General features: G+C 58.4%; 9 protein-coding genes. 7 read left to right on the top strand and 2 right to left on the bottom strand.

The window, feature by feature from the left end:
* Nucleotides 1–321: 321 nt before the first annotated feature.
* Both RCCGE510_RS27575 and RCCGE510_RS27570 read right to left on the bottom strand, forming a co-directional pair.
* Nucleotides 322–1,572: an ABC transporter substrate-binding protein gene (locus tag RCCGE510_RS27575; RefSeq protein WP_037079836.1), complete on the bottom strand. Its 1,251-nt coding sequence runs from the start codon at nucleotides 1,570–1,572 to the stop codon at nucleotides 322–324.
* Nucleotides 1,573–1,636: 64 nt separating this feature from the next.
* The gene (locus tag RCCGE510_RS27570; RefSeq protein WP_037079833.1) at nucleotides 1,637–3,748 is read right to left on the bottom strand and encodes an EAL domain-containing protein; all 2,112 of its coding nucleotides are present in this window, start codon (nucleotides 3,746–3,748) and stop codon (nucleotides 1,637–1,639) included.
* Nucleotides 3,749–4,480: 732 nt separating this feature from the next.
* On the opposite strand from RCCGE510_RS27570, the gene RCCGE510_RS27565 reads away from it, so the two are divergent.
* The 7 genes from RCCGE510_RS27565 (at nucleotide 4,481) to RCCGE510_RS27535 (ending at nucleotide 12,691) form a co-directional block, all read left to right on the top strand.
* Complete coding sequence (locus RCCGE510_RS27565) at nucleotides 4,481–6,607, top strand: bifunctional diguanylate cyclase/phosphodiesterase (RefSeq protein WP_007635708.1); 2,127 nt, start codon at nucleotides 4,481–4,483, stop codon at nucleotides 6,605–6,607.
* A 678-nt stretch (nucleotides 6,608–7,285) separates the two neighbouring features.
* Nucleotides 7,286–7,465 carry a hypothetical protein gene (locus tag RCCGE510_RS27560; protein WP_240539688.1) on the top strand — a complete coding sequence of 60 codons (180 nt, stop codon included), beginning with the start codon at nucleotides 7,286–7,288 and terminating at the stop codon, nucleotides 7,463–7,465.
* A 611-nt stretch (nucleotides 7,466–8,076) separates the two neighbouring features.
* On the top strand, nucleotides 8,077–9,270 hold the full coding sequence (locus tag RCCGE510_RS27555) for an ABC transporter substrate-binding protein (RefSeq protein WP_007635707.1): 1,194 nt from the start codon (nucleotides 8,077–8,079) through the stop codon (nucleotides 9,268–9,270).
* 21 nt (nucleotides 9,271–9,291) lie between these two features.
* On the top strand, nucleotides 9,292–10,164 hold the full coding sequence (locus tag RCCGE510_RS27550) for a branched-chain amino acid ABC transporter permease (RefSeq protein WP_007635699.1): 873 nt from the start codon (nucleotides 9,292–9,294) through the stop codon (nucleotides 10,162–10,164).
* A gap of 40 nt (nucleotides 10,165–10,204) precedes the next feature.
* Nucleotides 10,205–11,191: a branched-chain amino acid ABC transporter permease gene (locus tag RCCGE510_RS27545; protein WP_007635697.1), complete on the top strand. Its 987-nt coding sequence runs from the start codon at nucleotides 10,205–10,207 to the stop codon at nucleotides 11,189–11,191.
* A complete protein-coding gene (locus RCCGE510_RS27540; protein ID WP_007635695.1) occupies nucleotides 11,188–11,958 on the top strand; it encodes an ABC transporter ATP-binding protein in 771 nt (256 codons plus the stop codon). The genes RCCGE510_RS27545 and RCCGE510_RS27540 overlap by 4 nt, the downstream gene beginning before the upstream one ends.
* Nucleotides 11,951–12,691 carry an ABC transporter ATP-binding protein gene (locus RCCGE510_RS27535; RefSeq protein ID WP_007635693.1) on the top strand — a complete coding sequence of 247 codons (741 nt, stop codon included), beginning with the start codon at nucleotides 11,951–11,953 and terminating at the stop codon, nucleotides 12,689–12,691. The genes RCCGE510_RS27540 and RCCGE510_RS27535 overlap by 8 nt, the downstream gene beginning before the upstream one ends.
* The last annotated feature ends 8 nt before the right edge of the window (nucleotides 12,692–12,699 follow it).

The following is a 12,699-nucleotide window of genomic DNA, read 5'->3' as shown; positions in this document are numbered from 1 at the left end:
CTGCCTACGTATCGTTTGCTGCGTGTATTGGATAAGTCTGCGAATTTTGGATATTCGCATAACGCCACGTCATCGTGTTTCACGGCGCTGATCTCTTCGAGCTGGTACGATGTCTCCTCCCCTATTCAACGATCATTGTTCAGCGCGTGGCTAGAACAGGATGACATTCAGGCTGGGCCAGCCTAAGTGTCGTCCTGTTGTGGCTTGAAGAATTGGAGCATGATGTCGTCCGAAAACCGCTGACACTTTTCTGGTCCAGGGCGGCGGCTCAGTTCGTCGGCGACTGATTGAACACGTGGAAGTCCAACGGCTGTCGGGGGGTCAACGCTGCATCAGGAGGTCATGCAGGTGTTTTTGAACGTCTTGCGGAGGCATACTCCGATTATTGAAGAAGTCGCCCACCACGGCAATCCAGCCTTCTGACATCTGGGTTGGCATGGCCTGGGATTGGGCGCTCACTTCGCCCTTCTTTGCCTTGATCATCTCCAACCCAAGCTTGCCGCAACGATCAAGTCCAGACGGATCGACATCGGTGCGCACCGGCAAGGATCCCTTGATCCGGCTGAATGCAACCTGATTGTCGCGATCGAGCACCATGCGTGCGAAAGCCTGCTGGGCCTCCGCCGTACCGTCCCGATTGGTCAGCGGAAAGGCAAAGGCGTCGATTACCATGAAATAGGCGATGGATGTGCCGGGAACGAGGCTGCAATCGAAATCCTTGTCGACGCTGTAGCCGCGCGCCACAAGCTCACCCTTGGCCCAGTCGCCCATGAATTGCATGCCGGCCTTGCCCTGGCCCACTGCCGCCGTGGCATCGGCCCATGTCTTGTCTTTGCGCTGCTCGATCGGTTCCACATAGTTGGACAGGCGCAACAGTAATTCCAGGGCTTCCAGCATGCGCGGGTCCAGCACCAGATCGGCATCGCCGCTCATGAGACGGGCATAACCTTCCGGACCAAACTTGTGGTAGATGATGTCATTGAAGATGAGAGACACCTCCCAGCGTGTGCCGCCGAGCGCTACCGGCACACGTCCTGTCGCCTTGATTTTTTCGGCCGCATCGAAGAGCTCGTCCCAGGACTGCGGCGTCTTCACGCCGGCTTCGGCCAATGCTGCCTTACTTGTCCAGAGCCAGTTTTCGGCATGGATATTGGTCGGTGCAAAATAGACCTTTCCCTTGTAGGAGATCCGGTCAAGAACCGTGGCAGGAATGACGTCTTGCCAATGATCCGCCTTCGCGACATCGTCTAAATCCAGCACGATACCCATTTCCGGCAGTTCGCGTGATCCCTCGTTTGCATTCCACTGCATCACCGCCGGTGCATATCCGTTGGCAATACGATCGCTTACGACGCGCTGGACGGCGACCTTGTTTTCTGCCGGCATGTCGACCCATTGGTTGCCGGCGGCTGCCCAGGCCCTTCGGAAAACGTCGAGTGCTGCAGTCTCGCTTTTAGAAACCCAGAAATGCACGACGTCCACCGCCATGCCTTCTCCCGCGAACGCTGTTGCTGCCGGAGCCGTGGCTGCGAGAACAGTCGCAAGCCACGCCCACACCATTCCTTGTTTCATTCGCTATCTTCTTTCATTGATGTGTCCTGTCTCGCCAGTTCTGGTCGGCGCTCAGGTTTTGGTTTCAGCCCACGACCTGCGTGATCCGCCTGGACATCTTGCGCACGGTAATGGAAGCGCTGGACCCGGGCGCCAACCGTGCGACCGCCGCCGACGCTGGTTCCGGCTTGGCGAACAGATAGCCTTGGCCGATCTCGCAGCCGGCATTCAGGAGGAAATCACGCTGGGTCTCATCCTCGATGCCTTCCGCGACGCACCGCTTGCCGAGGTTGCGGCCCAGGTCAATGATCGCCCGGATGATTTGCTCCGAGCGAATATCCTTGCCGATCTCGGCGACGAAGCTGCGGTCGATCTTGAGTTCGTCGAACGGGAAGTCGCGCAGATGCACGAGCGACGCAAAGCCCGTGCCGAAATCGTCGAGCGCGACCGAGACCCCTTGATTTCGGAACCGTGAGATGGTCTCGACAATCTGATTGGCGCCGCGATTGAGAAAGACGTCTTCCGTCACTTCGATGGCAAAATCACGCCAGTCGAGCTGGTTCGCTTTGACCGCGGCACCAATGAGGTCGTAACCATCGTGGCCGACCAGCAGGGCTTCCGGCAGGTTGATGGCGACCGACCCGACGCATAGTCCCGCTGCCTTCCACGCTCTGAGGTCGCGGGCAACCGTATTGACGATACAGTGCGTCATGCGTTGCATGACGTGGCCCTCCATGAGCGGCAGGAAGCGGCCGGGCGGAAGGATGCCGAGCTGTGGATGGCGCCAGCGCACCAATGCCTCGAAGCCGAGATGGTTGCCAGTCTGCAGATTGACCTTCTGCTGATAGTAGACGACAAACTCGTCGCGATCGGCAGCGAATGCGAGGGCGGCTGCAAGCCGATTCTGCTCCATACGCTGGGCGAAGGATGCCTCATCGAAGATGACGGCTGTGTTGCGCTTGGCCTTTGCGGCATAAAGCGCCAGATCGGCGATGCGCATGAGGGTCGCCTCCTCCGATGCATGGCCGGGTACCACCGCGCCGCCGACGCTTGCGGAAACCGGAAGCAGCCGACCCTCGAAATGACATTCCGCGGCGATCGCGGCAATCGCACGCTGGGCAATTCCCTCAAGCGTCGCCGCATCCGAAATTCCGGGAAGGAGAGCGGCGAACTCATCGCCGCCAAGCCGTGCGACGACATCGCCGGCTCGAATAGTCTTCTGTAGCGCGCTCGCGACATGGCTCAGAACAGCATCGCCTGCCGGATGGCCAAAACTGTCGTTGGTGGCCTTGAAGTGGTCGAGATCGACCAGCAGCATCGAAAAACCAGCGCCCGTCCGCTCCAGGGAAGCAAACAGCCCGTTCAGCGTCTCATTGAACGAAGATCGGTTGCCGAGGCCTGTCAGCGTGTCCGTATGGGCCAGATGTGTCAGCTTGATCTCGAAATCGAGAGTCCTGCGATGCTCGGTGCGCAACTTGATGAGGAGCGGTATGAAGAGGATGAGGGTCGCCAGGATGAGTGTGGCTGCCGTGAGCCCGAGGAGGACGGCGCTGATGATGCGGGTATGATTGATACTCATATCGCTCCGGTCATGCGCGCTCTCGATCAAGGCGCTGAACTGACGCATGAGCATGCTGTCGGATGAAACGGCGAAGTCGATTGGCCCCCAGAAGCTGTAACGCTCCCGCCGATCCAGCAATTTCGCGGACACGACGTGTTCGGCTCTTTGAAGAAAATCCTCAAGCCGGCCGTCAAGTTCCAGACGCAGTTTTTCAGACGCTGCATCCCGGCCGTTCAGCCGTTCGAGAAGGTTTGCTTCGACCTCATCGTTCAACTCGTTCAGCTGTACGCTCATGGCGCGGATGTCATTGATCGCAGTCTGAACGTCTTCGACCATTGGCCTGACGATATATTCCGGCATATTCGGATCGGCCGAAGCGCGCATGATCGCCCGCGTCTGGTTGGCAAGCTGCTGGAAGCGTATGAATTGGCGCCCGATCAAATAGCTGATGTTCTGCTGTAGGGAATGGCGATCGAGTGCCACTTTGACCGTCAGGAAAGTCGCGCCGATCAGAGCCGTCATAACGACGACGGCGACGACGTAATGCCGCCCGATGGAACGGATATATCTCGCCACGGAAGAATGAGACTCGCCGGGCGGCTTCACCGTATTTTCCAAGTCCGAACCCCCACCAATCCCGCTCCATCACGAAAACACAAGCCGGTCGACTCCGACGTGTCGACAGCTACTTCACTACGCTTACCGAGAAATCAGCCATCATGGCCGGACTCCGGCGCGTCGAGCATTGGCGCCGGGAAACAGAAGATTCACGAAACCGCCCTCGCGAGCAGCGTCAGCTAGCAACGCTGCCGTGGGGTTCTTTCAGCGAGCCGGCAACTGAAGGAGAGGTAAGCAGCACCTCATTCGATAACCCAAATTGTCGATGGTTTCGTTTAATAAGCGTAAACGCTTTTGTAAAAATGAAACAAAACCAGTTCCTTGCAGGAAGCCTGGTATGAAAATGTCGTGATGTGGCCAGCGGATTCGGATTTCGGATAAAGGCGCGCTGCTTTCCGCTCTGGTGCCTAAGCCCTCATCAGAGCGCCCGATTTCGACATCGCGTAACGCTGGTAAAGCGATGAGGAAGGCAAAGTTGGGCACTGCGCGAGGGTCAGGACTATCCACATTACGCACTCTGATCCGTATCGCGCGTTGAAAGTCATTGTAGACCGGAACTGCAGCGATCTCTTAAGTTTTTACCCGCAGAATCCAAGACTGAGCCGACATACTCGATTGCAGCGGACCGGTGCCGTTGCGACTACATCCTCCACCATCGTTTCGCTTCAAATGACTTGGGCGGCCTTTCCTAGAAAATTGTCGATTGGATGAATGATGCATCCGGTTGTGCCCATGGTGAGGAGATCCATCATGACGTCGTCGCAATCGTTTCCGCAACCGGCCCTTATCGTCGACATTGCCGAACACAGGCAAGCGGAGCGGGAACTCAAGAAGGCGCTTGAATTTGCAGAGGGGATCATCACCGCAATTCCGGATGTTCTCTTTGAGATGGACGAGGATGGCCGTTATCTTCAAGTCTGGACGCGAAATCCACAACTGCTGGCTCAGCAGAAGGAGATGCTGCTCGGCAGGACGGTCAATGACGTCCTTGCACCCGATCAGGCGGCTATCGCGATGGAGGCTCTGCGCGAGGCCGGCAAAGAGGGCGTTGCCTATGGCCGATGCATTTGCATCTCCCTGCCGAACGGCGAGACGCGGTGGTTCGAACTCTCCGTAGCGAAACGACCGGGCGATGATCCGACTACCACACTGCTTGCGCTTTCGCGCGACATTACCGAGCGCAAACAGGCGGAAGAAGCCATCAACTCCGTACGGATGCAGCTTCTCAGCGTGCTTCAGACCATGCCCGATATGGTCTGGGTGAAGGACACGGATGGCGTCTATCTCTTGTGCAACCACGCCTTCGAGCGACTGACCGGGAAGGCGGAATCCGACGTTGTCGGAAAGACGGATTTCGACCTGTTCGAGACAGAAAGGGCTCAGACCTTCCGAGAGTCGGACAAAGCGGCGATTGAGGCTGGTGGTATCCTCGTCAGCGAGGAATGGGTCATCTCCCGGGAGAGTGGTCAATCTGTTCTTCTTGAAACACGCAAGGTTCCGGTATTGGCCCCCGGGGGAGAAGTTGCCGGGGTTCTGGGCGTGTCGCGCGACGTTACCGAGTTGAACGCCTCGCGTCAGAAAATCCATCAGATGGCCTTTTACGATCCTTTGACCTCGCTGCCGAACCGATCGCTGTTCAATGATCGGCTTCGGCAGATGATTACTTCAGCCGTTTCCCGCGGTCAGCGGGCCGGCGTGATGTTGATCGACATCGATCATTTCAAGGTGGTCAACGATACGATGGGCCATCCCGTCGGCGATGAATTGCTCTGTCAGGCGGCGGCCCGCCTCAATGCCAGCGTTCGAGACTACGACACCGTCGCCCGCCTGGGCGGCGACGAATTCGCGATCCTGTTGCCGGATATCAGCCAAGGCGACGGTCTTGGCCGGATTGCCAATAATATCCTCGAAAAGTTCCGAGAACGCTTCTTGCTGGATGGCCAGGAAGTCTTCATTTCATGCAGCGTCGGCATCGCGCTCTATCCCGATGACAGCGCCGATGCCAACGACCTCGTGAAATACGCCGACTCGGCGATGTACCTCGCCAAACGGTCGGGGCGAAACAGTTTTCGCTTCTACTCAAAAGATCTGACGGCGAGCGCCGAAGAGCGGATGCGGCTGGAATCGGAATTGCGCCGGGCAATCGAGCGCGGCGAACTGGAACTGCACTACCAGCCGAAAGTGCTTCTCACCAGCGGCGCAATGGTCGGCTGCGAAGCCTTGTTGAGATGGCACCATCCCGAAATGGGCATGATCCCTCCCGCCCGTTTCATTCCGATTGCTGAAGACACCGGGCTGATCGTGGAACTCGGTCGATGGGTGCTGCGCGAGGCGTGCCAGACAGCGGCCGAATTCAATGCCGACAGCGAGTCACCGCACAAGGTGGCGGTCAACCTGTCGGTCAAGCAATTCCAATCCGCCGGATTGGTAAAGTCGATCGCAGAGATTCTCGACGAGACCGGCTGCCGCGCGGAATGGGTGGAAATCGAAATAACGGAGAGCCTTCTTCTGGATCAGAAGGATGAAACGCTGGAGATGCTCTCCGAACTTCGAAGCATGGGATTCTCGATCGCCATCGACGATTTCGGCACCGGTTATTCGGCGTTGAACTATCTGGCGCGCTTTCCGATCGACACGCTGAAGATCGACCGGTCGTTCATCAACAGCGTCGACAGACGGAACGAGGAGCTCGTGAAGGCGATCCTCTCCATCGCGCGTTGTCTCGGACAGAACGTAGTGGCGGAAGGCGTTGAAACTGCCGAGCAGGCAGCCTTCCTTGCTGCAAATGGATGCGGCTCGGCGCAGGGGTTTCTTTACAGCAAAGCTGTGCCAAAAGCAGAAATCATCGCTGTATGGCTGCATTCTCTGGGTCGGTAATCTCAATCTAAGAGAGCCGTTGCGAGTGAATTGCGTCTTAAGAATACGCATCGGATAGGTCGCCCAGGTGCTTCTTTAATTGCCTTCACGCTGTTCGGCTGCATGAGGTTTTTATGCCGATCGGCCAACTGGTGGCAAAGTGGGTATGGCTCGGCGACGCTCCCCGCGTGGTTTCTGCGCCTTGTGGGTATCATCGATTTCGCCAGCCGGGTGGGCGCGCTGCTGCCGGCCCTGACTCGGGATCCGGCTGCGTATCAATGTCATCCTGTGGGGCCGCAGCAAGAGGATGCCAATATGCCGCGCCAATGACGGATCGGGAACTACGCTCCAACTTGGAGCAAACGCCGACACCATCATCGGCCCGAGCGTGCCGAGCGATAGGAGAACCGGCGTTCTCCTTGGTTTTGGCTTTCGATCTAAGCGTGTTCAGAAATAATATTCAATTTTTAGTCATAAAAATCGCCGGCAAAGGGCGATGTTTTAAATTCGGGGTTGCCGTATCCGTTTTTCGCATCTCTGTCCATTTGGCGCGGCAAAGCCGCAAAGTCCGCCGCCCCGCGCGCCGAAGTAGGATTTTGTTAAGGATGAGGAGTTGTTTAGTGCCATACGGACAAAGCAACCCGTCGAGATGAAAAAAGGTTTCCTGTCCTCCCATAACACAACAAATAAAGAATGCTCATGGCTGAAATCATACCGTTCCCAAATCCAGTCTCCAACGCCTCGATCGACGTTTACGACTTGAAGGTCGCAGGCGAAGCGCCTGACAATCTGGATAAAATGCTGCAGGCGCGTGCCCGGATCCAAAAAGTATTGGACGAGCTCGACAGATTAAACGTTGAGCTGCATAATCAGTCATGACTTCTTGCGCTCCGGTCGATCGGCAATAAAACCCGCCGTATCCCCTTTAGCCATCGGATCTGGAGACATGAGCGTCTCCTGTCCGCCAGAACAACGAAACAATGAATGCAAATGGCTGCATGAACGCGGAAGGCATTGGCTCCGCTCGTTGACGGGATCTGCATACGCTCTCACGCCGACGATCTCGCCATTGAAGACGTGAACGAGCGGCAAGCTGCAAACCTTGCGTGAATGACGTCGACCTACGCCATTGGCAGCGCGGGGATTTCCGCCTTGGCGCCGGGCGCGTACGGTCCATTTTGATAGTAGGACGATCCTGCTAAGTCTGGATCGACTTCTGTGTCTTCCTGGTGTGGGCTTCCAATGGGCGCCGGCTCTCAGCGACGTCGGAACGCTGCTTGTCAGCGGCTATCGTCAACTTTCCGAAACCTTCCTCGCTATAAAGATTCGCTATGGCGGCAGAAGCGAGTTGTGTTGGCCACGCGCCAAGGGATGAACCTACTGTGACAGCGTCAGCAGAAGACTGGCGCAACAAGAACCGCGGCAAAGCGGCATTTGAGCACACGACGGCAGGGGCCGATCAGACGTGTCCAACAAACGGAGTGGGAACCATGAACAAGACTATGACGCGCCGGGCATTTTGCATTTCCACGGCAATCCTTTCCTTGACCGCGCTCATGACGGGTGTTTCGCAACACGCTCTCGCCGCGGATGAAAAGATTAGGCTTGGCCTCGTATCGCCGATGAGCGGGCCGAATGCCCGTTACGGTGCGTTTTCGCTGCATGGTGCCGAACTTGCCGTCAAGGAAATCAACGATGCCGGCGGCATTGACGGCCGCAAGATCGAAATCTTTTCCGCCGACAGCCAAGGAACGCCGGTCGAAGGCGTTTCGGCAACTCGGCGCCTGATTGACCAGGATAAGGTCAACTACATCATCGGCGATGTTTCGAGCTCGGTCACTCTGGCGATGCAGCCAGTTGCCGAAGATGCGGGCGTGCTTCTCCTAAATGCTGCTTCGTCCAATCCGAAGATCACTTACGGCGCCGGTGTCGGCGGCTTCAAGTGGACCTTCCGCAATTATCCCACAGACGAGAACCGGGCGCTGATCGTGGCGAAATATGCTGCCGAGCAGCGCGGCTTCACCAAGTTCGCGGTTCTCTCGGTCGACAGCGACTACGGCCGTTCGGCGATTACCTTCACCAAGAAATATCTGCCCGACTTCAAGGGAGAGATCGTCAGCGAGGACTATTACAAGGAAGGCGAAGTCGACTTCCGCAGCGTTCTCGCAAAGATCCGCGACAGTGGCGCTCAGGCGATCATCATGTACGGCCTTGCCGATACCACGCCGATCATCGCGCGCCAGATGCTCGAACTCGGCCTTGCCGGCAAGTTGACCCTGGTCGGCAATGGCGAGTTCAACACCGAAAAGACCATAAAGTCAGCGCCGAAAGTCCTTGAGGGCGCGGTCGAAGCCGCGGCATGGCTGCCGGCCTTCGACTCCCCGGAGAGCAAAGCTTTCGTGGAGAAGTTCACGGCGACCTATAACGAGGCTCCAAACAACCACGCCTATGTCCATTGGGACACGGTTCACCTTCTCGCTCAAGCGATTAAGGAGGCTGGCAGCCCCGACCAGGCCAAGGTGCGCGATGCGCTCTCGAAGATCAAATACAGGAGTGCCGTCGGAGAGGTGACCTTCGACGATCACAATCAGGCCCGCCTGCCGATGATCCTGCTGCAGATCGAGGATGGCAAGCCGAGCATCAAGGGTGCCTACGCGGCGGATATCCAGTATCCTGCGAACTGATCCATCGTCGGGGATACGACCATGTTCTCAACAATCCTTGAGCAGATCATCAATGGCATCGTGACAGGCTCCGTCTACGCCATCGTTGCGGTCGGCATGACTATGATATTCGGGGTGCTGCGGGCCATCAATTTCGCCCATGGCGAATATTACATGCTGGGGACGTTCGGTGCATGGTTTGCCATCGACTACCTCGGCCTGTCCTATGAAGCCTCGATCGTGGTCGGCGTGCTGTCGACGATCGTCATCGCCTATGTGGTCGGCAAATTCGTGATGCAGCGCATGGTCGGGGCCCCGGCGGAATCCGGGGTGCTCGCCACGCTCGGCATCGCGCTCGTTCTGCAGAACACCGTCATCCTTGTCTTCGGCGGCGGCTACAAGTTCTTCTCGGGCGGCTATATCGAGCCCGTGTCGATCCTCGGATTCAGCCTGGCCGAGCAACGCGTCATCGTACTCATCGTCTGCCTGATCGTGTTCGTCAGCCTTGAGATGATGGTGACCTACACCAGGATGGGCAAATCCATGCGGGCGGTTTCGCAGAATGTCGAATGCTGCGAGGTGGTCGGCATCGACGTGCCACAGGTCGTGCTCAGGACGTTCATTCTCGGCGCCGCACTTGCCGCCCTCTCCGGAGTGCTGACGGCCCCGGTCAATGTCAGCGTCTATGGCGGCATGGGTGAGCTGATCACCTTCAAGACCCTGCCGATCATCATTATGGGCGGCCTCGGCAATGTGCGCGGCACCTTCTTCGCGGCGATGATCCTCGGTATCGCCGAGAGCCTGGTTGCGACCTATGTGGGACTGCAATTCCGCGACACCGTCGGCTTCGCCACGCTGATCCTGATGCTGATGTGGCGCCCGCACGGGCTGTTCTCGACGCAGGCGCGCTTCTGAGCGCGCTCCGCCGAACCTTTCTCGAATTTGAGGACTTGCTATGTCTCTCACTGAAGTCTCGCAATCACAGCAACGCCGCGATCTTCGCCTGCCGCTCGGTTTGCTGCTTCTGTTGGTCGCGCTCTCCGCCCCCTTCGTCGCCAGCACCTATGTCGTCCATGCGTTGATCATCGCGCTGATCTTTATGCTGCCGGCGCATGGCCTCAATCTTCTTGTCGGCTATACCGGCCTGCTCTCGCTTGCCCAGGCCGCATTTTTCGGCATCGGCGCCTATGCCTCGGGCCTACTGGCCGTCACCTACGGCACGCCGTTCTACGTCAATGTCGCCGCCGCCGGGCTGGCGGCGGGCGCCATCGCCCTGCCTCTCGGCATCCCGGCGCTGCGGCTGCGCTCGACATCCTTCGTGATGTGTACGCTCGGCTTCGTGATCATCGGCCAGGCGATCGCCAAGAACTGGATTTCGCTTACCCGCGGCGATATGGGCCTTTCCAGCATACCGAAGCCGTATTTTGCGCTCGGGCCGCTGTCCTTCACCGTATCGGGCACGACGGCCTTCTATTATCTGGCGTTGACTGTCGGAATTCTGGCAACGCTCGCCGTCTGGATGATCGTCCGCTCGCCTGCCGGCCGCAACATGATCGCCATCCGCGAGAATGAGACGCTGGCCGAATCCGTCGGCATCCCCACCTGGCGCTACAAGCTGATCGTCTTCATGCTGAGCGCGGTCTTCGCCGGCGTCGGCGGCAGTCTCTACGCGCATTACCTGACGGTGGTCAGCCCGCTGACCTTCCAGATGTATTATTCGACGACGATGCTGATCATCGTGCTCGGTGGCGGCGCCGGGACGATCTCGGGCGTCGTCTTCGGCAGCCTGCTGTTCGTCGGTCTGACGGAAGCCCTGCGTGTGACGCCGGAACTGCGGATGATCGCCTACGGGCTCTGCCTGCTGGTCCTGGTCTTCTGGTTCAAAAAAGGCTTTGCGCCGGTCATCAACCGCCTCTGGGATTCGATCGGGAGCACGAAATGACCGGTCTTCCCATTCTCGAAATCAGCAATCTCACGAAATCCTACGGCGCGGTGAAGGCGGTCGACGATGTCAGCATTCATGTTGAGCGAGGCGAGATCGCCGGCTTGATCGGGCCGAACGGCTCGGGCAAATCGACCTTCTTCGATTGCAGCACCGGCCTCGGCAAACCCGATCGCGGCAAGGTGAGGCTCGACGGCCAGGATATCACCGGATGGACGCTGAACCGGATCGCCCGCGAGGGGCGCATGCTGCGCTCCTTCCAGAAGACGGTCGTGTTCAAATCACTCGACGTCGAGGAAAACCTGATCATAGCAGGGCAAATGTTCAGCTTCCCGTCGCTCTTCTCCACCTTCGGGATCGGCAAGCTGTCGCGCAGCCGAGTGTCGGGATTGCGCGAACGGGCGCAGGAATTGATCCGGATGGCCGGATTGTGGGACGTGCGCAAACAGCCGGCCGGCAATCTTTCCGGCGGGCAGCAGAAGCTTATTCAGTTTGCTTCGATGCTGATGCCCGAGCCGAAGCTGATCCTGCTCGACGAGCCGATGGCGGGCATCAATCCGAAGATCATCGAGCGGGTGGTCGAGACCATCCTCTACGCCAACAAGTCGCTCGGCGTCAGCTTCCTGATCATCGAACACAATATCGACGTGGTGACCAGCATCTGCCGGCGGGTGATCGTGCTCGACCAGGGGCGCAAGCTCGCCGAGGGCCTGCCGCAGGAAATCATCAACGACCAACGGGTCAGGGAGGCCTATCTCGGTGGCTGATTCAAACCTTTCGATCAAGAGCCTGCATGCCGGCTACGGCTCCCTCGATATCCTGAACGGCATCGATCTCGACGTGCCTGCAGGCCAGTTCGTGGCGTTGATGGGCCCGAACGGAGCCGGTAAATCCACGCTCCTGAAGACCCTCTACGGCATGACGACCATCAAGGATGGGAGCATCGGCTGGCGGGGCAAGAATATCGCCGGTTTCAACTCGCGCGCGATTCTCGGTGAAGGCATATCCTTCGTGCCGCAGGGTCGCTGCAATTTTCCGGTCATGACGGTGGACGAAAACCTGCAGATGGCGGCCTATACGCTGCGCGACGACAGGGTGAAGGCGGATCGGGACTATGTCTACGATCTATTCCCGATCCTGAAGACGCGGCGCTCGACGCTGGCCGGCAATATGTCGGGCGGCGAGCAGCAGCTGCTCGAAGTGGCGATGGCCGTTCTGCAGCGCCCGAAGGTGCTGCTGGTCGACGAGCCGTCGGTCGGCCTTTCACCGGCGGCGATCGGCATCGTCTTCAACGAGCTGCTTCGCCTGCATGCCGCCGGGCAGACCATTCTCCTTGTCGAGCAGAACACCAAGAAGGCCATGGAGGTCGCCGAACGCGCCGTGATCCTCAGGCTCGGCAAGGTCATCTGGGACGGCCTGCCGGGTGAGATCAGCCACGACGAACTCGGCGAGCTTTTCCTGACGGGCAAGATGCGCGGCGAGACCGAAGCCGTTCACTGAACCCTAGG

Origin of the sequence: Rhizobium sp. CCGE 510 (assembly GCF_000292525.1) — a bacterium.
GTDB lineage: Bacteria > Pseudomonadota > Alphaproteobacteria > Rhizobiales > Rhizobiaceae > Rhizobium.
The sequence above is the reverse complement of the archived record's forward strand: the minus strand, read 5'-3'. Positions and strand labels throughout refer to the sequence as shown.